An 18,955-nucleotide genomic window follows, 5' to 3' on the forward strand; every position below is an offset into this window, starting at 1 on the left:
CCCCGTCCCAAAATGGCGATAAATAAAAGACGTTGAAATCAGTTGAATTTAAGATGGCGTCCGCCGTTGACCTGCAACGTCTCTCCGGTCACATACGATGCATTGAGCAGATAGTTCACAGCATCCACCGCAGCCTGAGCGCCGGGCTCACTCTGCATCAGCGACTTCGCCAGCGCTTTTTGCTTATAGGCTTCATCGTCGCCTTCGTTAAACATCAGCAGTGCCGGTGCTATGGTGTTCACTTTTACATCCGGCGCGAGCATTTGTGCAAATGATAAGGTCAGGTTGTGCAGTGCCGCTTTGCTGGCAGCGTAAGCCAGATGTTTTTCGCTGCCAATGTCCTGCACAAAATCGGTTATGTGGATGATATCTGTTTTTTCTTCTGTGGTTGTCAGTAACGATTTCAGTCCCATATTCATCAGATAAGGTGCTTTCGCGTGGATTTGCATCATGGCATCAAACAGGGCCGCATAATCTTTGCTGTGTTTTTCTGAATCCCATGATGATGCATTGTGAATGACCGCCCGCAGGCTGGTTGTGTGACTTTTCACCGCTTCAATACATCGCAGGATGCCGTCATCGGTGCTAAAATCTGCACAAATTGCCACCGCACCGGCTTTTTCAAGGCGCTCAATGGAAGCTTTATGAGTACGGTATGTTACAATTACGGGATAGTTGTTTGTGAGCAGGTTTTCGGCGATGGCAAGGCCAACGCGCTGCGAAGCACCGGTTATCAGCACTGGACTGGGCAAAGCAAACTCCTTGGATGACCAGGTTAACGCCCCTGGTTTCATCATTAAATTTTTATCATCTGACGAAAAAAGTGGTCTGTAAGTATAGCCTTTTTCGTTAAATGAAAATCAGGTTGTTCGGAATTTTTCTAATGTTATCAAATGAAGCAGTAGTTGTACGTGACGCAATCGAACCCGGATTGTCCCCTGCGGCAATTAAGGTAAGAAATGCACTTGAAGCGAAAGGACTGGAAACACCCATGGTGCGGAATGGTCTGTCTGATGATGAGAAGCGCGCACGCATTCAGGCGGCGATGACAGACATCATGGATACGCTCGGGTTAGATCGTACCGACGACAGTCTGGCTGAAACGCCGGCGCGCATTGCGAAAATGTACGTCAATGAAATATTTGGCGGTCTGGACTACCGGAATTTTCCTAAAATCACTGTGATTGAGAACAAGATGCAGCTCAATCAACCCGTACAGGTTACAGATATCAGCCTGACAAGTACCTGTGAACACCACTTTGTCACCATCGACGGCACGGCAAGAGTGTCTTATATCCCCAAGGATACAGTGATAGGTTTGTCGAAACTGAACCGTCTGGTGAGCTTCTTTGCCCAGCGACCTCAGGTACAGGAACGACTCACGCAGCAAGTGCTGGTGGCTATCCAGACGCTGGCAGGCACTGAGGATGTGGCGGTATCTATTAATGCGACGCATTACTGTGTAAAAGCCCGCGGGATCAGAGATACCAATTCCTACACGAAAACATCTGCACTCGGCGGACAATTTACTACCGATCCGTTACTTCGTCAGGAATTCTTCAGAGACTAATCAAAGCTAAGAAAACTGCCTGCGCACACAGGCAGTTTGCTTGTTTCAGAGAAGACTATCGTGGCGCGATATCAGAAGACGCTAAAGAGACGATAAGATTGATTTTCTCGCCGATACCATCGGCGGGTACCACTTCCAGATAAGAACCGCACTTATCGCAGGTAGTGTACTTTTCACGGTACATCTCACGGTGCGTATCCAGTTCAATAGCATTGATATGACTACAGTGCGGGCAAAGATACTCTTGCTCCAGGGTAGCGTTCATTGTGTTTCCTTAAAATAAAGTGAAGTCGCGATTTCTGTTCCGTAGAAATCGATAAGTCAGTTACATCTGCAACTAACAGTGTTATTAACAGCTAAATTCTCCACGTCAGTTGCCGGGACTTCTAAAACCGCAAGAGACATATAAGGAGGATCAGATGAAAGCACTAACGGGATTATAGTCCAATTACAGAATTGTAAAGAACTATTCACCACCGGTTTTCAAATAACTACGATGAATAACTTAAAAAGGTTTGAAAATGCGCCGGCATAGGGGAAGCCGGCGCATGAGGGTCAGATAAGCCACCAGCTTAACTGATAGGGACGCAGTGAAATAACCTGTTCGTGACCAGTGAGCTTGCTGTCACTTAACAAGTCCCGGGCCGGTTTATGTTCGATAGTATTCAAAATATTGCCGCTTACCTGCTGTGCATGCTCGCTGAAATTACACAGGCCCAGCATCTTCTGGCCCTGCTGGTTGTAGCGGACAAAACCAAAGCAATGATGATTACCGGTATCCAGAATTTCCGTACGGGCATCACCGAAAACGGCATGCTGCCTGCGGATGTCCAGCATTGTTTTCAGGCCATTGAAGACTTTTCGTTGGCAGGCTTCATTAAGGCCGGCCGGCGCTTTATCCTGATTCATCACATTTTCAATATGCGCATCAGTAACCGCTATACGGTTTACCCAGCGGTCATCATGACGCTTCGCCGGATTGTCGCGGTAGCTGTAGTCGTTCAGTAAACCGAGTTCATCGCTGGAATAAATAAGCGGAATACCGCCGATAGAAAAGGTAATGCCGTAAAGCAACAGCATTCGTTCTATGGCTGTGTCGATGGCATTCTGATCCATGCTGACCAGTGCTTTCTCCAGTCCGCAAAGTGAAGCCAGTGAACCACACACACGGCAGTCACCATTCGACGGATTTTCTGCAAAAGGTACCCCTGACGAGAAGGAACCGTCAAAACGACCGGTGAAATACTGGTTCAGAAAGTAACGGTGATCATAAGGGTTAACACCAATTTCATGGGCTACGCCGTCATCGAATGTCCAGCCAATATCATCGTGACAACGCACATAGTTTACCCATGTGGTGTCGTCGGGAATGACAAAGCTCTTCTTCAGAGATTGTGTCAGCAGGCGTGTTTTTCTTGTGGCGAGACTGTTCCACAATAATGCCATTAATAACGGGTTATAAGACAGCTGGCACTCTTTCTTATCGATGTACTTCACCACCTCGTCAGGGTGCACAATCGCTTCTGATTTGAATACAACGGCCGGCGCAACGATTTGAAGGCAGGCGTTGAATGCCTGGATCAGGCGGTGGGCATTGGGCTGATTTTCGCAATTGGTGCCCATGTCTTTCCAGATAAAGGCGAGGGCATCCAGACGCAGTCCTGCACAACCTATGTTTGCCAGAAACAGCATTTCTGAAGTGATGGCGTTAAACACTTCCGGATTACTGTAATTTAAATCCCACTGGAAACTGTTGAACGTCGTCCACACCCATTTTTCCATAGTGTCGTTGTAGGTGAAGCTGCCTCTGCGAACCTGAGGAAAAATTTCCCGTAAATCCCGCTCGTATTGATCAGGAATGGTACGGTCATCAAACAGGTAATAATAGTTCTGACAGGTTTTATCCCCCGCCAGCGCAGCCTTCGCCCATGCGTGTTCGTCTGAGGTGTGGTTAAAAACGAAATCCAGCACCAGGTCTATACCTTCTGCCTGCAACGCATCTGACAAAGCTTCAAGATCTTTCATATTACCCAGTGACGGGTTCACTTTGCGGTAATCGGAAACTGCGTAGCCGCCATCACTGTCACCCTCGGGTGAATCGTACAGTGGCATTAAATGAATGTAGGTGATACCCAGTGCTTTGTAGTAAGGGATTTTATGGTGCAAATCTTTCAGCGTCGGGCCCATGAGATCGACATAACAGGCAAGTCCGGTTTGTTCCTGACCCTTATACCAGCGGGGATCCTTCAGCTTGGCAGCATCCTGCTGTTTTAACTTTGGCTTACGGGCTTTCAGTCCGTCACGCAGCAGTTCTACCAGTTTTTGCAGATGGTAATAGCAGTCATACTGATGACCATACACAAAGGTATAACGTTGAAATAACGTGGGGAAGTGGGCTTCGAGACGACTGACGAAGGTTGCACTGTCGCGCTTACTGAGCATGGACAGATCCACAGAAGCCAGAATACGGCTTAAACACTGCTCACTGTCTGCGGCATAATTCATTTTATACTCCTGCCTTTCACTGTAAACACCGGAAGATGGCGGTTTGGAATTCACATTTGATTCACAATGATGTTTACAGAGTTTGTACGTTCTGTTACTTTATCTTAAACGATTAAGTGATTTTTGCAAAACATTCTGAATGACTTATTTCTAGTGTCTCAGGAGAAATTGTCTACACTTAATCGAAAAAGTCTCACACGTTTAAATGGTTAAGTTTAGACGAGGTGATGATAAAAAAATGTTAATAGTTGAAATTTAATCCTCAGGTGAGGGGCCACAGGTTGCCTTATCTGCAGTTTATGAGGCAGCCGTATGCAACAGTCGAACAGCCAGTTCATTCGATGGCTTACGTACTTAATGTTTATGATGTTCGCAATGACATCAGATTCTGTGGGCGAAATAATTAAAGAAGTGAAAGTGGCGTTTGATGTCACTAATGCTCAGGCAAGTCTGATGCATTCCCTGCCCATGCTGGGTATTGCAATGTCTGGTTTGTTACTGGGGTTTCTTGCTGACCGTCTTGGTCGTAAAACTACCATCATAATCGGGTTAAGTGTGTTCGGTCTGGCGTGCTACAGCTTCTTTATCGCCAACAACTTTGTTTTTATCGTCAGCCTGATGACCTTATCCGGCATTGCGGTGGGTATTTTTAAAACAGGTGCGCTGGCGCTTATCGGTGATATTTCCTCATCAACGAAACAGCATACCGCTACCATGAACGGTGCTGAGGCCTTCTTTGGAGTGGGGGCGATAATCGGTCCGCTGATTGTTGCCTGGCTTATCCATAAAGGTGTGCCCTGGCAGTACCTGTACATTATCGCCGGCGGGATCTGTACATTTCTGATAGTGGTTGCGGTGTGGGTGAAATATCCGGTTTATACCCGCAATCAGGACGACAGTGCTGAGAAAGTCTCAGTCCGTCAAAGTTTGTCTCTGGTTAAAAACCCCTATGCGCTGGGTTTTTCCACCGGTGCCTTTTTATATGTTGCTGCGGAAAGTGCGATTTATGTGTGGATGCCAAGCTATCTGGTGTGCGACGCAGCTTCGTTAAGAGCGACTTATGACTGTTATACCGGCGGCGCGGCGCAAACTCTGGCCATTTATTCTGTTACTGCTTTTTTCATTCTCCGTGCTGCCGGACGTTTTGTCGGGATCTGGATGATGAGTCATTTTAACTGGGCACTGGTTCTGATGTTATTCAGCGGCGCCATTGTTGTGTGCTTTGCCGGCGGACTGATGGGAGGCAAACAGGTGGCACTTTATCTGTTCCCGCTAACCGGTATCTTTATGTCGGTGATTTATCCGACGTTTAATTCAAAAGGCATCAGTTGCTTTCCTAAACATCAGCACGGATCGGTGGCGGGTGTGATACTCTTTTTCACTGCAGCCGGAGCAGCGGCCGGTCCGTTCATCATGGGACTGGTCAGCGACGCAAATGGTGGCGATGCTAAATATGGCTTTATGGTTGCCACCGTGTTTGCCAGTTTGCTGTTTGCCGGTCTGTTATTTAATTATCTGAAGAACCCGACTCAACGTCAGTTAGAAAAAATTGAGGCTAGTGAATATGGCGCTGCTTGATCAGTATTATGCGGTTATTGAAGCCGGCGGGACAAAGTTTAATTGCGCTATTGTGGATGCTGCCAGGCATATTGTTGAAGAAATCCGCATACCCACTACGACGCCGGAAGAAACCTTAGCTGCCTGTGTCAGTTTCTTTGAAGCACAGCGGGCCAGAGGCTACCACTTTTCAAAAATGGGTATTGCCAGTTTTGGTCCGTTGGATTTGGATAAAAGCTCAGATTCCTGGGGCTTCATTACCAAAACGCCGAAACCTCACTGGAGCTTCGCGTCTGTAGCGCCTTACTTTGCCAGTGCACTTGATTGTGAGGTTGAAATTGATACCGACGTGAATGCTGCAGCGCTGGCGGAATATCGCTGGGGTGCAGCGCAGGAAGCCAGCGTAGCTGTGTATGTAACGGTTGGTACCGGTGTCGGCGGCGGAGTGGTGATTAACGGAAAGCCCCTGCATGGTCTGGTGCATCCTGAAATTGGCCATTTTAAAGTCATCCCGCCAAAGGGCATAGAAGGTGTGTGCCCTTTCCACGGTAATTGTGTGGAAGGTCTGGCATCAGGTACGGCACTGGGTAAAATCTGGGGACAGCCGTCTGATACGCTGCCGGATGATCACGAAGCCTGGGATAAACTTGCCGACGTGCTGGCGCAATTGTGCCATAACCTGATGGTAGGTTTCAGCGCCCAAAAAATCGTGTTCGGTGGCGGTGTAATGCAGAAAACGGGCATGATGGAGCGTATTGTTTATAAAACGTCAGCCAGCCTGAAGGATTACATTGTCTTCCCTCAGGGCAAGAGTCTGGACGACATCATTTGTCTGCCGGGGCTGGGAACCCGCTCGGGCATTTATGGCGCGCTGGCGCTGCTGGACCATGACGCATAACGTGTCAGTTAATTTCGTACAGTTCCAGTGGTAAACCATCTGGATCCTGAAAGAACGTAAAACGTTTTTGTGTGTAGGGATCAGTACGGATATCTTCGCAGCTGACATCATGTGCTGTCAGCTGCGCCACAGCCTTATCAATATCACTGACTTTAAAAGCCAGATGCCTTAATCCCTGTGCCTCGGGGCGTGAAGGTCTTGCCGGTGCGCCGGGAAAGGAAAATAACTCTATCTGAGAGCCATCTGGCAGGGCGAGGTCGCACTTCCATGAATCCCGTGCTTCACGGTAATTTTCGTCAATAACACTGAAACCCAGTATGTCTGTGTAAAAGGCTTTTGAAGCCGGATAGTCGTTGCAGATTATCGCAACATGATGAAAGCCGTTTAGCATGGTGTTCCTTAGCGGGATAAAATCCTTAAAAAATGAGAAACCGGCGGGCTTCTCCTTACATAGATGGTGTCAGTCGCTCAGGGCACATCACTGCCGCGGGCTGACTCAAGCAGAGCGTACCAGTGTTCACGGCTTAAGGTGACGTTGGTTGCCTCTGTGCACTGTCTGATACGTTGCAGGTTTGTGGTGCCGATCAAAGGTTGAATGCCGGCAGGATGGCGCATCAGCCAGCCCAGTACAATGGCTTCCGGTGACACGCCATACTCTGCCGCCAGTTTGGTAACCAGCGCCGCCGTGGCAACATCTTCTTCAAATTCAGCTTTGCCGCCTGTATACCGGCCCTGTGCCAGGCTTCCCCATGCCTGCAACTGCACTTTATTCAGCATGCAATGTTCAATGGTTCCGGGCGCATAGCCCATATTGCGGTTGTGGGCGCTGTTAGTGGTAATGCCATCTTCTACCCAGTCGCGGAATGCCAGACTCATTTCAAGCTGATTGGCGACAATGGGTGTATCCAGTGCACTTTGCAAAAATGCAATCTGATGACCGTGCATGTTAGACACACCGAGGTGTTTAATTTTGCCTGATGCCTGCAAATCATGAATGGTTTGTGCAACTTCACTGAGTTCAATCAGCGGGTCAGGTCTGTGCAGCAGTAAAATATCCAGTTGCTCAATGCCCAAACGGGACAAAATTCCGTCTACAGATTCGGTTATCCATTTGGCAGAAAAGTCATAGCGCTTGGGACCGGCTTCATCCTCAAAGCGGATGGCGCATTTTGATTGCAGAATCATCTTATCTTTCAGCGACGGTGCATCTTTTAGCACTTGCCCGAATACCTGTTCCGCTTTGGTCAGTGTATAAATATCGGCATGATCGAAAACGGTGATGTTATTTTCAAGCGCTGTTTCGATGATGTCTCTGGTCTGCGTGTAATGTTCACGGGTGACCGGGGAGCTGTCCCAGTCACCGCCGAGGCCCATACATCCGTAGACCAGTTTACTCGCGTTAGGAAAATAGTGAGATAACATGCAAAGTCCTGAATTGGTTTTGTTTATTTTTGCCAGATTAACATGTTTTCAGGTATCCGGATCGGGTTTGCAGTCGTATGTAAGCTAAACATGTTTATTTTGATTGTAAGAGTGCCAGCTATGCGTTTATTCACTTTTTTCATTTTCGCTTTGTTTGCGATTTCCGGTTGTACATCGAAACCGGAGGGCATACAGCCGGTAAAAGATTTCCGGCTCGACAGGTATCTGGGTACCTGGTATGAAATTGCAAGATTACCTCATTCCTTTGAAGAGGGCCTTACACAGGTAACGGCGACTTATTCTCTGGCTGAAGACGGCAGTGTGAAAGTTATCAACCGGGGATTTGACGGCGAAGATAACAAATGGGACGAGGCTGAAGGTAAGGCCCTGTTTGTAGAAGATGAACAAACCGCGCACCTTAAAGTGTCTTTCTTCGGGCCTTTCTATGCCAGCTATGTGGTGATAGCGCTGGATGAAGACTACCAGTACGCCATGGTGACCGGTCCCGATCGCGATTATTTGTGGATCTTGTCCCGTAATCCGTCGATGCAGGAGGATTTACTGCGATCTCTGGTAAGTAAAGCAGAGGGACTGGGTTACGACACCGGTAAATTGATCTACGTTAAACAGGATATGCACCGTGCTGAATGAGCGGCACGGAAAATAAAACCCTGCTACAATTGCGGTTTTTCCTCACCGGAGTAAATTGTGGAAAATCGTGTAATGAGCCGTGCGGGCAGCGCATGTGAGTTGTGTGGCAGTCAGGACCTGGTTGCACTGTACGAAGTGCCTTTTTCACCTGACAGTGAAGCGGATACGCATATCGCTGCGTGTCAGGTTTGCCGTGACCAGTTAAACGGCGAAAGTGAATTAAATGCAGACCACTGGCGCTGCCTGAATGAAGCCGTGTGGTCGCCTGTTGCACCGGTACAGGTGACGGCGTGGCGCATGCTGAATAAGCTGAAATCAGAGACCTGGGCGCAGGATTTGCTGGACATTGCGTATCTGGAAGACAATGTGCGCGCCTGGGGCGAGGCCGGTCTGGTGGATCTGAACCGTCAGCCGACTCTGGATTGCAACGGAACCGCGCTGACTGCCGGTGACACCGTTCATCTGGTCAAAGATCTTAACGTGAAAGGCGCCACATTCACTGCAAAGCGGGGAACGGCTGTACGTAATATTGGCTTAAGTGATAACCCGCTTCACATTGAAGGCCGTGTAAACGGTACCCGCATCGTCATTATTGCCGCTTATACAAAGAAAGCCTGAAACCCGGGTCAGACTGTCGCGCATTTTACCTGAGCAAGGTGCGCGACATTCGTGCACAGTGACGTCTTATCAGGCATAATTAGCCAGAGAAACAGACAACACAGGCAAAATACACCCGATGCAGACGTTAACTATCCGCACCCCCGATGACTGGCACTTACATTTCCGCGACGGCGATATGCTGGGCGAGACCGTACCGGCAACAGCCCGTTGCTTCGCCAGAGCGATTGTCATGCCGAATCTGGTTCCGCCGGTCACCAATGCTGAAATGGCAACTGCGTATAAGCAGCGTATTGAAGCAGCGCGACCTGCGGGTAGTCAGTTTGAGCCGTTAATGACGCTCTATCTGACCAATCAGACGACTGCTGAAGATATAGCAGCGGCAAAAGCAGCCGGGGTGGTTGCCTGTAAATTATATCCGGCGGGTGCAACGACTAACTCTGATGCAGCCGTTTCTGCCATTGAAGCACTTTATCCTGTGTTCGAAGCCATGCAGGCACACGGTCTTTTACTGTTGATCCACGGCGAAGTCACGGAAAACCACATCGATATTTTCGACCGTGAAAAAGTGTTTATCGATACCCACCTGCGTCCTATTGTTGCAGCTTTTCCTGAACTGAAGATTGTATTTGAGCACATCACCACCGCCGATGCCGCTGAGTTCGTGATGCAGGCCAGTGATAATGTGGCTGCGACCATTACGCCCCAGCACCTTCTGCTGAACCGTAATGATTTACTGGTTGGCGGTGTACGTCCACATAACTATTGTTTACCGGTACTGAAACGCAATACTCACCAGAAGGCGTTGCAGGAAGCGGTAGCCACCGGCTCGCCTAAATTTTTCCTGGGCACAGACTCTGCGCCTCACGCCCGACACCGTAAAGAAAATGCCTGCGGTTGTGCCGGTTGTTACAGTGCCTGGAGTGCTATTGAGCTTTATGCAGAAATTTTTGATGAGCTGAATATTCTGGATAAATTTGAGGGCTTTGCCAGTCTTCACGGTGCAAACTTCTATGGTTTGCCATTAAATGAAGGCACCATCACGCTGGTTAATTCTCCGTGGCAGGTGCCTGAAGTGGTTACATTACCGGACGGCACTGAAATGGTACCGTTTCATGCAGGGAAGACACTTAAATGGAAGCTGGAGCAGTCTCTTTCTTAAGATGGCTCACCGGCGGTCTGAGTCTTCTGGCCAGCGTTCTCTTTTCTGTTAACGCTGAGCCATTGTCGGTTATTGTCAGTCCTGTGCCTGTGTTTTCTGAGGAAACGCAGGATGGCGAATTACGCGGGTATACGGTCAGTCTTATCCGCGGGGTGTTGTCAGAAGCAGGGCTGGAAGACAGTATCAGACCGGAACCTTTTGCCCGCATGCTGGCGGATTTGAAAAAGAATCCGAATCAGTTGGGGGCCTCGGTGGTACGCACGCCACAAAGAGAATCCCAATATCACTGGATCATGCCGGTAACGGCAACGCCCAATCAACTGTACATTAAAAAAGAAAGTGTTTTTGCCCGGTCAGGGGTATCGTCGCTGAACCAGCTTTCTTCCATTGCAGTTATGCGCGATGACTACCGTCATGAGTTGCTCAGACAAGCCAATGTGTCCGGCGTACTGGCGGTGAATTCCTGGGAGCAGGCAATCGGCACATTGCTGAGAGACCGGGTTGAAGGCGTGCTTTTTTCTTCCGCCGGTGTCCGTCTGGTGTGCGCGCAAGCCCTGATGGATTGCGATGAACTTATCCCTGCTTACACCACCGGCACACCTGTCAGTTACCTGGTTCTGCCGAAGACAGAGGGCAGTGAAGCGCTGGCCTTGGCCCTCACGCAGGCGGCAGAACGGTTCAGGCAAACCCCGGCATTTCGCCAGCTTGCCGATGAGGTGCAGGATAAGTTAACGGCTTTCGGCCTCATTGCCCGTACCGATGATGGTGTGTTGTATTTGTCAGACTCCCGGAGTATCGACAAAGCAGAGCATATCTGGGTGTTAGGAGAACTCTCCGGTGATTTCGCGAAACTAAATTCGCGACAGGAACTGGTGGGATATAATGCTGATTTAGTGCGCGCTTTGTTACTTGAAGCCGATGTCGATGCCCCCTTGCTGGCAGTGCCCTGGCAGCGGTTAATTCGCGAATCACTGCAAAAGCCCAATGTGCTGGCATTTACCGTGGCCAGAACCCCGGAGCGTGAAGAACTCTTCCACTGGATAACGCCGGTAACCCGCAATAGCTACGGACTCTTCGGGCTGGACGACGAAACCTGGGAGAAAATAGACGATATTCCGAAAGGTAAGGTCACAGGAACAATTAAACGTGACTTTCGCAGCGATATAGCCCGTAAAGCGGGATTGCCTGTGGTGGAGTTTGATTCATGGAGAGAAGTGGTTGATGCTCTGCATCAGGGGGATATTGATCTGGCATTTGCATCGCCCGGCGCAATGGACCACGGATGCAGACAAAGTGCAGCCGGTTGTAAGAACATACAATTAGCTACCCGTCACAGTGATGTGACTACCTGGGTGGTGCTGTCGAAATCCGGAACAGATCCGGCGCTGGTAGAAAAATTCACAGAAGCTGCCAGCCGGTTAAAACAATCAGAGAAATATTTGCAGTGGGCTGAGCGCTGGGCCAGAGACATTAACCAGCGCAGTAATACCCGCTATTCGGTCAGGGATGGCATCATGTATTTATATAGTATCGATAAGACACAATGACACAATTTTCAGAATTACACGCAATTTCCACCCCGCTTCAGGACGCTCTTGGCAGGCTTGGATTCCCGTCAATGACGCCGGTTCAGGCCGGTACGCTGCCGCAGGCGCTGGAAGGCCGCGATATTATGGCTCAGGGGCAAACCGGCAGTGGCAAAACTGTTGCTTTTGCGGTGGCGACACTTAACCGGGTCGAAGTCACGGAATTTACCGCTCAGGTTGTGGTGCTGTGTCCCACACGGGAACTGGCTGCACAGGTAGCTGAGCAATACCGTGCAGTGGGTCAGTGTATGTCGAATCTGAAGGTGCTTACATTGTGCGGCGGTGAGCCCATGGGTCCGCAAATTCAGTCTCTTAAGCATGGCGCTCATGTGATAGTGGGTACGCCGGGCCGTATCCTTGATCATTTACAGAAAAACCGGATTGATTTGAGCGGCGTGACATCGCGGGTGCTGGATGAAGCTGACCGCATGCTCGACATGGGTTTTGCAGACGATGTAGATGAAATCTTTTCCTACACCGCAGAGCAGGTGCAGACATTACTCTTTTCTGCTACCTGGACCGACGGTATCAAACGGATGGCGAATAAATATCTCGCTGATCCGCTCACCTTCACTGCGAAGGCTGATGTGTTAGCGAATCCGGATATTGAGCAACAGGCGTATTCGGTAGAAGAGCATACCCGTCTCAATGCCTTAAAAGCCGTGCTGACCACCATTCAGCCAACCAAAGCCATTCTGTTCTGTAATACCCGTAAACGGGTGACCGAAGTGGTGGATGAACTGACCGCTGCCGGATTTTCCGTAGCCGGTTTGCAGGGGGAAATGGAACAACGTGAGCGTACCGACGTACTGGCCCGTTTCGCTGCTGAGGCGTTGTCAGTGCTGGTGGGAACCGATGTCGCTGCCCGTGGTCTGGATATCAAGGAAGTCGACTGTGTGATTAACGTGGATGTCAGCGAAGATGCAGATACCCATACACACCGTGTAGGGCGAACCGGCCGGGCCGGAGCGAAAGGTCTGGCGGTCACACTGGTCAGTGAGCGCGAGAAGGATCACTTCGAAAAGATTGAAGCATTCGCGGAAATGAAAATTCCTCTGAAAGGCTCACAGAGCCTCCGTTTTCATGCAAACCGTATCACCAGCCCTGTATATGTTTGTCTGCATGTGAATGCAGGTAAAAAAGAAAAATTACGTCCCGGTGACTTCCTTGGATCGCTGGTGAAAGACGCTGATATTGCTGCTGATGATATTGGTAAGATTCAGGTACAGAACTCGCAGAGCTTCGTATCGGTGAAAGAGCGCAGTGCGAAGCGTGCATTAAAACTGTTTCGCGAAGGAAAGATTAAAGGCAAGCGTGTGCGTGCCCGCAAACTGGGTTAAAAAGGCGGCAAACTACACACTGATTCGCTTATGGCGGACATTCACCGCTTTTGGCAGCGGTTATTTTTCAGCCTGATATAGTGGGGAGAGCAACTCACCACTCAGGCTGAAAAGGAGGCTCCATGTACGATGAGTTTTTATCCGTTTCTGTGTGCGATTATGCAGATGCATTGCCGCGTAGTCAGTTTATACATTACGACATCCATTCACTGTGGCAACCCGTGCCACGCATTGCCGGACCGGCCTTTACGGTTAAGTGTGAACCCGGCGACCATCTTATGCTTCATGCAGCAATATACCGTGCAAACCCGGGCGATATCATCGTTGCACAGGCCGATGATATGTACGCGCTGGCTGGCGGGAACGTTTGTGCCATCGCGCAGCAGCGCGGTGTTGCAGGATTTATTATCGACGGTGTAATCCGTGATGTGCAGGAAGTACGGGAGATGGAATTTCCTGTTTTTGCCAGGGGCGTATGTCCGAAACCCGGCGCGAAGAAGGTACTGTCTCCCCTTAATCAGCCAATTGAATGCGGTGGGGTTACTGTGAACCCTGGCGACATCATTGTTGCAGACGAAGAGGGGATCGCGGTTATTCCTCTGGCTGATGCAGCAAGTGTTCTGGATATCGCTAAAAAGAGAAATGAAAAGGATTCATCAGTGTCATTAGCACAATGGCAGGATGATCATCTTGAAAAAGTGGAATCCATCCTCACTAAGCTAGGGTTTAAAGAATAACCCGGACCCTCATATGTTTTCATTTTTTGAACGGCTGACCAGGCCGTTCCCTGACGAAGCCCCGACCCAACCACCAGAGGGGCTCGTTGCTTTTTGTCGCCATTATTCCCGGGGAATGTGGCACATTATTGCTGTTGTGTCCTTATTGAGTGCAATTATCGCTGCACTGGAAGTGGCATTGTTCGGCTTTTTGGGTCAGTTGGTAGACTGGTTTTCAGCCCATGACCGTGACACGTTCCTGCAGGATGAAATATGGACCCTGGCGGGAATGGGGTTCGTGGTTCTGGTATTAATTCCGGGCTGTATTTTGCTGCGTTCTCTGTTCAACAGGCAATCGCTGATGGGAAACTATCCCATGCGGATCCGCTGGCAGGCCCACCGTTATCTGCTGGGACAGAGTTTAAGTTTCTTTCACAATGAATTTGCCGGCCGTGTCGCCACCAAGGTGATGCAAACGTCACTGGCTGTCCGCGAAACCGTAATGAAACTGCTGGATCTGATGGTGTACATCTGTGTGTACTTCATATCAATGGTGGTACTGGTTTTCTCAACGGACTGGCGTCTGGCTATGCCACTCATCATCTGGTTCTTCGTTTACATTGGTATTTTGCGCATTCTGGTACCGAAGCTGAAAGCGGTATCGCAAGCTCAGGCAGATGCAAGAGCCGTAATGACGGGGCGTATCGTCGATAGTTATACCAACATCACTACGGTAAAACTGTTCTCTCACAGCCGGAGAGAAGCGGACTACGCGAAAGAAAGTATGGATGGCTTCCTGCAAACGGTTTATCCGCAAATGCGACTGGTGACCATTCTGGAAAACTGTGTGGAACTGGCTAATGCCATACTCATCTTTGCTATCGGCGCACTGTCTGTTTACTTGTGGATGCACGAAATCGTGTCACCGGGAGATATCGCTGTGGCCATCAGTCTGGTACTGCGCTTAAACGGCATGTCTCACTGGGTTATGTGGGAAGTATCATCGCTGTTTGAGAATCTCGGTACGGTACAGGACGGAATGAATACGCTGGCGAAGCCTGTTGAGGTTAAAGATGCCGGCGATGCAGACGCCCTTGCCGTGAAAGGAGGCGCTATCCGTTTTGATAACGTGAACTTCTCCTATACCGGTAGTGATAACCGCGACATTAACGTATTTAATCAATTAGATATTGCCATCAAGCCGGGTGAAAAGGTCGGTCTGGTAGGACGTTCAGGGGCCGGGAAATCAACCCTTGTTAATCTGCTTATGCGTTTTTACGATACCAACAGTGGTGAAATTCGCATTGACGGACAACCGGTAAAGTCTGTTTCCCAGGAGACGTTAAGAGAAAAAATCAGCATGGTGACCCAGGATACATCGCTGATGCACCGTTCTGTGCGGGATAACATCATCTACGGTCGTACTGACGCCACAGAAGAAGAAATGATAGAAGCAGCGAAGCAAGCTGAAGCCCATGATTTCATTCTTTCACTGTCCGACAGTGAAGGGCGTACCGGCTACGATGCCCACGTGGGTGAACGGGGTGTGAAGCTTTCCGGCGGTCAAAGACAGCGTATCGCCATTGCCCGTGTCCTACTTAAAGATGCGCCCATTCTGATCCTTGATGAAGCGACTTCGGCGCTGGATTCTGAAGTTGAAGCAGCGATACAGGATTGCCTGAATTCAGTGATGGACAACAAAACTGTGCTGGCAATTGCCCACCGGCTGTCTACCATTGCACAAATGGACCGGCTGCTGGTGCTGGACAGGGGAGAGATTGTGGAGTCGGGTACGCACAGCGAACTTGTTGCCCGTAACGGCATTTATGCGAAACTTTGGGCGCACCAGACCGGCGGCTTTATCGGTGTTGAATAAGGAAAAGAAACGGATTGAATCCGCTCCGGAAAGGCGGAATAAGACGCTCCGGTCAAAAAAGATAAGTGGCCTTGTGAGCCAAAACTGACTGCATCAGAGGGATTTTGATGACAGCCAGTGTTGTATCTGAAGCGAGTATGGGTATAATACGCGTCCCTCCCTTGCGAATCCGCGATTTTCCTTAAAGAAACGCCTCAGAATTCACAAGGGTAGTGCAACTGAAATTTGTCCGTACAGACAACAGGGGTGTAGTTCGAATTGGTAGAACAGCGGTCTCCAAAACCGATGGTTGGGGGTTCGAGTCCCTCCACCCCTGCCAGAATTAAAATGCTATAGCGAACGTTGTAGCGACTGACGACGCAGTATTGCTAGGATCGTGAAATGAGCGAAAAAACGGAAAGTACGTCCAATCCGTTGGACATGATGAAATGGTTAGTGATCTTTGCATTACTGGCCGGTTTGATTGCTGCAAACCACATGTTCGGTGAGGTTTCAGTGTTGGTACGTGCGCTTGTCGCCGTTGCAGTTGTTGCTGTAGCCGGCTTTATTGCGGCCACGACTGAAAAGGGCAGTGCGTTTCTGACATTTGCCAAAGAATCCCGCATGGAAGTGCGTAAAGTTATCTGGCCAACCCGTCAGGAAACTAACCAGACAACACTAATCGTAATGGCTGCGACGTTAATCATGGCACTGCTGCTGTGGGGCCTTGACGGCATTATCGTACGTTTAGTTGCCTTCATCACCGGAATTGGAGTGTAAGATGTCTGAAGAGAATCAAACACCAGAAGAAAATCAGGCAGCATCAGAAAGCGCTGCACCAGAAAATAAAAAGCGCTGGTATGTTGTTCAGGCTTATTCGCAGTACGAATCCCGCGTAAAGAAAACGCTGCTTGAATACATCAAAATGCACGAAATGGAAAAGTTCTTTGGTCAGGTACTGGTACCTACTGAAGAAGTGGTTGAAATGCGTGCTGGTCAGAAACGTAAGTCAGAGCGTAAGTTCTATCCTGGTTACGTGCTGGTAGAAATGGAAATGAACGAGCAGTCATGGCACTTAGTGAAGAGCGTACCTCGTGTACTGGGCTTCATCGGTGGTACCTCTGACCGTCCTATGCCTATCACCAAGCGTGAAGCAGATGCGATCCTGAACCGTCTGGAAGAAAATACAGACAAGCCAAGACCAAAAACACTGTTCGAACCGGGCGAAGTGGTTCGTGTTACCGATGGTCCTTTCGCAGACTTCAACGGCGTTGTCGAAGAAGTGGACTACGAAAAGAGCCGCGTAAAAGTATCGGTTCTGATCTTCGGCCGTTCTACCCCTGTCGACCTGGAATTTGGTCAGGTAGAAAAAGGTTAATCGTACAAAGCGTATTTGTAAAAACCTGCTCCGGCAGGTTTTTCTGTTTTATGAGAGCCTCTTTCAGGATTTCTCAAATCTAAGGTTGCATAAGTCGACTATTTGTTGTACATTACGCGCCCTTCGAAACCGAACGGGAAGCCGATTGAGTAAATATTCTCGAGTATTTACGAGGCGTTATACCCACTAACGAGAGCATTAAAATGGCTAAGAAAGTAACTGGCTTAATTAAGCTTCAGGTTGCAGCAGGTGCTGCTAACCCTTCTCCACCGGTTGGTCCTGCACTGGGTCAGCATGGTGTGAACATCATGGAATTCTGTAAGGCTTTCAACGCAAAAACTGAAAGTCTTGAGAAAGGCGCTCCGGTACCAGTAGAAATTACTGTATACGAAGACCGTTCTTTCACATTCGAAACCAAAACACCTCCTGCGTCTTACCTGCTGAAAAAAGCAGCTGGCATCAAGAGTGGTTCTGGCCGTCCTAACACTGAGAAAGTTGGTACAGTTACCCGCGCTCAATTGGAAGAAATTGCCAAGACTAAAGAGCCTGATCTGACTGCTGCTTCTCTGGACGCTGCTGTACGCACTATCGCGGGTTCTGCTCGCGCCATGGGTCTGAACGTAGAGGGTTAATCGAATGGCTAAACTGACTAAACGCGCTCGCCTGATCCGCGAGAAAGTAGACGCGACTAAAGATTACGATATCAACGAAGCTGTTGCTCTGCTGAAAGAACTGGCTACTGCTAAGTTCGCAGAAAGCGTAGACGTTGCTATCAACCTGGGTATCGATGCGAAGAAATCTGACCAGAACGTACGTGGTGCAACCGTACTGCCTAACGGTACTGGTAAAGACGTTCGCGTTGCAGTATTCACTCAGGGTGCAAACGCTGAAGCTGCTAAAGAAGCGGGTGCGGACATCGTAGGTATGGACGACCTGGCTGAGAAAGTTAAAGCGGGTGAGATGGACTTTGACGTAGTAGTTGCCAGCCCTGACGCAATGCGCGTTGTTGGTCAACTGGGTCAAATCTTAGGTCCACGTGGCCTGATGCCTAACCCTAAGACTGGCACTGTAACGCCTGACGTTGCAACTGCAGTTAAGAACGCTAAAGCTGGTCAGGTTCGCTACCGTAACGATAAGAACGGTATCATCCACGCCAGCATCGGCAAAATTGCTTTCGAAGCTAACCAGATTCAAGAGAACCTGGAAGCCCTTCTGGAAGCACTGAAGAAAGCTAAGCCTTCTTCAGCTAAAGGCCTGTACATCAAGAAGGTAAGCCTGAGCACCACTATGGGCGCTGGCGTATCTGTTGATAAAGGTACTGTAGGTCTGTAAGACTTTTTACAGATGGCATAGCCCGTCTGTCTCTTAAAGGTTATGGGTTGGAGCTGTTGTATATCGCCAAAAGCGAATAACGATAGCTCCCGTCCAAGACCGCAGGCGCTAAGCGGCAAAAGAGGTAAGAGAACTTTTGCACCAACGCTTAACTTAATACAACAGCCTGCGCAGACGGTGGTTTCGACTCAGACTCTCTGGGATAACGAACACCGTAGAGCGGTGTCATTCACGGCCAACTTAACAGTTATCCGGCAATGGCATCAATCTGTAAACCCTGATTAGTCCAAGTAATTGGTTAATCAGATTTAAAGAGGTGAACTCAGTGGCACTAGGTTTAGCAGCAAAAAAAGAGATCGTAGCAG

General features: G+C 49.3%; 19 protein-coding genes and 1 tRNA gene. 15 read left to right on the forward strand and 5 right to left on the reverse strand.

Going from position 1 to position 18,955, the window contains the following annotated elements:
• Positions 1 to 38: 38 nt before the first annotated feature.
• Positions 39 to 752, reverse strand: coding sequence for a dihydromonapterin reductase (folM, locus tag AC4PME_RS14445; protein ID WP_303575522.1), 714 nt, complete (start codon positions 750 to 752; stop codon positions 39 to 41).
• Between the two features lie 131 nt (positions 753 to 883).
• Here folM and folE point away from each other — a divergent pair, with 131 nt between their 5' ends.
• A complete protein-coding gene (gene folE / locus AC4PME_RS14450; protein WP_474852884.1) occupies positions 884 to 1,570 on the forward strand; it encodes a GTP cyclohydrolase I FolE in 687 nt (228 codons plus the stop codon).
• Between the two features lie 55 nt (positions 1,571 to 1,625).
• Here folE and AC4PME_RS14455 read toward each other — a convergent pair whose 3' ends face one another.
• Both AC4PME_RS14455 and AC4PME_RS14460 read right to left on the reverse strand, forming a co-directional pair.
• The gene (locus AC4PME_RS14455; protein WP_491046253.1) at positions 1,626 to 1,835 is read right to left on the reverse strand and encodes a hypothetical protein; all 210 of its coding nucleotides are present in this window, start codon (positions 1,833 to 1,835) and stop codon (positions 1,626 to 1,628) included.
• A 290-nt stretch (positions 1,836 to 2,125) separates the two neighbouring features.
• Positions 2,126 to 4,075 (reverse strand): alpha-amylase family protein, encoded by a 1,950-nt coding sequence (locus AC4PME_RS14460; RefSeq protein ID WP_119502630.1) that lies wholly within the window; start codon positions 4,073 to 4,075, stop codon positions 2,126 to 2,128.
• A 357-nt stretch (positions 4,076 to 4,432) separates the two neighbouring features.
• On the opposite strand from AC4PME_RS14460, the gene AC4PME_RS14465 reads away from it, so the two are divergent.
• Positions 4,433 to 5,653: an MFS transporter gene (locus tag AC4PME_RS14465; protein WP_491046282.1), complete on the forward strand. Its 1,221-nt coding sequence runs from the start codon at positions 4,433 to 4,435 to the stop codon at positions 5,651 to 5,653.
• A complete protein-coding gene (locus AC4PME_RS14470) occupies positions 5,640 to 6,530 on the forward strand; it encodes an ROK family protein (RefSeq protein ID WP_491046252.1) in 891 nt (296 codons plus the stop codon). Before AC4PME_RS14465 ends, AC4PME_RS14470 begins: the two co-directional genes overlap by 14 nt.
• 4 nt (positions 6,531 to 6,534) lie before the next feature.
• Here AC4PME_RS14470 and gloA2 read toward each other — a convergent pair whose 3' ends face one another.
• Together gloA2 and AC4PME_RS14480 are read right to left on the reverse strand one after the other, a co-directional pair.
• The gene (gene gloA2, locus AC4PME_RS14475) at positions 6,535 to 6,921 is read right to left on the reverse strand and encodes an SMU1112c/YaeR family gloxylase I-like metalloprotein (RefSeq protein ID WP_119502628.1); all 387 of its coding nucleotides are present in this window, start codon (positions 6,919 to 6,921) and stop codon (positions 6,535 to 6,537) included.
• Positions 6,922 to 6,998: 77 nt separating this feature from the next.
• Positions 6,999 to 7,952: an aldo/keto reductase gene (locus AC4PME_RS14480; RefSeq protein ID WP_491046251.1), complete on the reverse strand. Its 954-nt coding sequence runs from the start codon at positions 7,950 to 7,952 to the stop codon at positions 6,999 to 7,001.
• A gap of 120 nt (positions 7,953 to 8,072) precedes the next feature.
• On the opposite strand from AC4PME_RS14480, the gene AC4PME_RS14485 reads away from it, so the two are divergent.
• The 12 genes from AC4PME_RS14485 to rplA all read left to right on the forward strand — a co-directional run bounded on the left by AC4PME_RS14485 (position 8,073) and on the right by rplA (position 18,590).
• On the forward strand, positions 8,073 to 8,603 hold the full coding sequence (locus AC4PME_RS14485; RefSeq protein ID WP_491046250.1) for a lipocalin family protein: 531 nt from the start codon (positions 8,073 to 8,075) through the stop codon (positions 8,601 to 8,603).
• A 54-nt stretch (positions 8,604 to 8,657) separates the two neighbouring features.
• Complete coding sequence (locus tag AC4PME_RS14490; RefSeq protein WP_491046281.1) at positions 8,658 to 9,221, forward strand: PhnA domain-containing protein; 564 nt, start codon at positions 8,658 to 8,660, stop codon at positions 9,219 to 9,221.
• A 118-nt stretch (positions 9,222 to 9,339) separates the two neighbouring features.
• Complete coding sequence (gene pyrC, locus AC4PME_RS14495) at positions 9,340 to 10,383, forward strand: dihydroorotase (RefSeq protein ID WP_119502625.1); 1,044 nt, start codon at positions 9,340 to 9,342, stop codon at positions 10,381 to 10,383.
• Entirely contained in the window at positions 10,356 to 11,930 is a 1,575-nt protein-coding gene (locus AC4PME_RS14500) for a substrate-binding periplasmic protein (protein WP_491046249.1), read from the forward strand. The genes pyrC and AC4PME_RS14500 overlap by 28 nt, the downstream gene beginning before the upstream one ends.
• Positions 11,927 to 13,309 carry an ATP-dependent RNA helicase DbpA gene (gene dbpA, locus AC4PME_RS14505; protein ID WP_491046248.1) on the forward strand — a complete coding sequence of 461 codons (1,383 nt, stop codon included), beginning with the start codon at positions 11,927 to 11,929 and terminating at the stop codon, positions 13,307 to 13,309. The genes AC4PME_RS14500 and dbpA overlap by 4 nt, the downstream gene beginning before the upstream one ends.
• A gap of 122 nt (positions 13,310 to 13,431) precedes the next feature.
• On the forward strand, positions 13,432 to 14,046 hold the full coding sequence (locus AC4PME_RS14510; protein WP_491046247.1) for an RraA family protein: 615 nt from the start codon (positions 13,432 to 13,434) through the stop codon (positions 14,044 to 14,046).
• Between the two features lie 13 nt (positions 14,047 to 14,059).
• Positions 14,060 to 15,901, forward strand: coding sequence for an ABC transporter ATP-binding protein (locus AC4PME_RS14515; protein WP_490710382.1), 1,842 nt, complete (start codon positions 14,060 to 14,062; stop codon positions 15,899 to 15,901).
• A gap of 242 nt (positions 15,902 to 16,143) precedes the next feature.
• Positions 16,144 to 16,220: transfer RNA gene (locus AC4PME_RS14520), tRNA-Trp, on the forward strand.
• 62 nt (positions 16,221 to 16,282) lie between these two features.
• Positions 16,283 to 16,660 carry a preprotein translocase subunit SecE gene (secE, locus tag AC4PME_RS14525; protein WP_119502620.1) on the forward strand — a complete coding sequence of 126 codons (378 nt, stop codon included), beginning with the start codon at positions 16,283 to 16,285 and terminating at the stop codon, positions 16,658 to 16,660.
• A gap of 1 nt (position 16,661) precedes the next feature.
• Positions 16,662 to 17,258 carry a transcription termination/antitermination protein NusG gene (gene nusG, locus AC4PME_RS14530; protein WP_119502619.1) on the forward strand — a complete coding sequence of 199 codons (597 nt, stop codon included), beginning with the start codon at positions 16,662 to 16,664 and terminating at the stop codon, positions 17,256 to 17,258.
• A gap of 203 nt (positions 17,259 to 17,461) precedes the next feature.
• The gene (rplK, locus tag AC4PME_RS14535; RefSeq protein ID WP_070123202.1) at positions 17,462 to 17,890 is read left to right on the forward strand and encodes a 50S ribosomal protein L11; all 429 of its coding nucleotides are present in this window, start codon (positions 17,462 to 17,464) and stop codon (positions 17,888 to 17,890) included.
• Positions 17,891 to 17,894: 4 nt separating this feature from the next.
• Positions 17,895 to 18,590: a 50S ribosomal protein L1 gene (gene rplA, locus AC4PME_RS14540; protein WP_119502618.1), complete on the forward strand. Its 696-nt coding sequence runs from the start codon at positions 17,895 to 17,897 to the stop codon at positions 18,588 to 18,590.
• Positions 18,591 to 18,955: the final 365 nt, after the last annotated feature.

This window comes from Alteromonas sp., from assembly GCF_984505615.1.

Bases quoted from the DNA above. Each gene is read 5' to 3' on its own strand.
- folE (WP_474852884.1), top strand. From the start codon at position 884: ATGTTATCAAATGAAGCAGTAGTTGTACGTGACGCAATCGAACCCGGA.
- AC4PME_RS14455 (WP_491046253.1), bottom strand. From the start codon at position 1,835: ATGAACGCTACCCTGGAGCAAGAGTATCTTTGCCCGCACTGTAGTCAT.
- AC4PME_RS14460 (WP_119502630.1), bottom strand. From the start codon at position 4,075: ATGAATTATGCCGCAGACAGTGAGCAGTGTTTAAGCCGTATTCTGGCT.
- AC4PME_RS14465 (WP_491046282.1), top strand. From the start codon at position 4,433: ATGTTTATGATGTTCGCAATGACATCAGATTCTGTGGGCGAAATAATT.
- AC4PME_RS14470 (WP_491046252.1), top strand. From the start codon at position 5,640: ATGGCGCTGCTTGATCAGTATTATGCGGTTATTGAAGCCGGCGGGACA.
- gloA2 (WP_119502628.1), bottom strand. From the start codon at position 6,921: ATGCTAAACGGCTTTCATCATGTTGCGATAATCTGCAACGACTATCCG.
- AC4PME_RS14480 (WP_491046251.1), bottom strand. From the start codon at position 7,952: ATGTTATCTCACTATTTTCCTAACGCGAGTAAACTGGTCTACGGATGT.
- AC4PME_RS14485 (WP_491046250.1), top strand. From the start codon at position 8,073: ATGCGTTTATTCACTTTTTTCATTTTCGCTTTGTTTGCGATTTCCGGT.
- pyrC (WP_119502625.1), top strand. From the start codon at position 9,340: ATGCAGACGTTAACTATCCGCACCCCCGATGACTGGCACTTACATTTC.
- AC4PME_RS14500 (WP_491046249.1), top strand. From the start codon at position 10,356: ATGGAAGCTGGAGCAGTCTCTTTCTTAAGATGGCTCACCGGCGGTCTG.
- dbpA (WP_491046248.1), top strand. From the start codon at position 11,927: ATGACACAATTTTCAGAATTACACGCAATTTCCACCCCGCTTCAGGAC.
- AC4PME_RS14510 (WP_491046247.1), top strand. From the start codon at position 13,432: ATGTACGATGAGTTTTTATCCGTTTCTGTGTGCGATTATGCAGATGCA.
- AC4PME_RS14515 (WP_490710382.1), top strand. From the start codon at position 14,060: ATGTTTTCATTTTTTGAACGGCTGACCAGGCCGTTCCCTGACGAAGCC.
- secE (WP_119502620.1), top strand. From the start codon at position 16,283: ATGAGCGAAAAAACGGAAAGTACGTCCAATCCGTTGGACATGATGAAA.
- nusG (WP_119502619.1), top strand. From the start codon at position 16,662: ATGTCTGAAGAGAATCAAACACCAGAAGAAAATCAGGCAGCATCAGAA.
- rplK (WP_070123202.1), top strand. From the start codon at position 17,462: ATGGCTAAGAAAGTAACTGGCTTAATTAAGCTTCAGGTTGCAGCAGGT.
- rplA (WP_119502618.1), top strand. From the start codon at position 17,895: ATGGCTAAACTGACTAAACGCGCTCGCCTGATCCGCGAGAAAGTAGAC.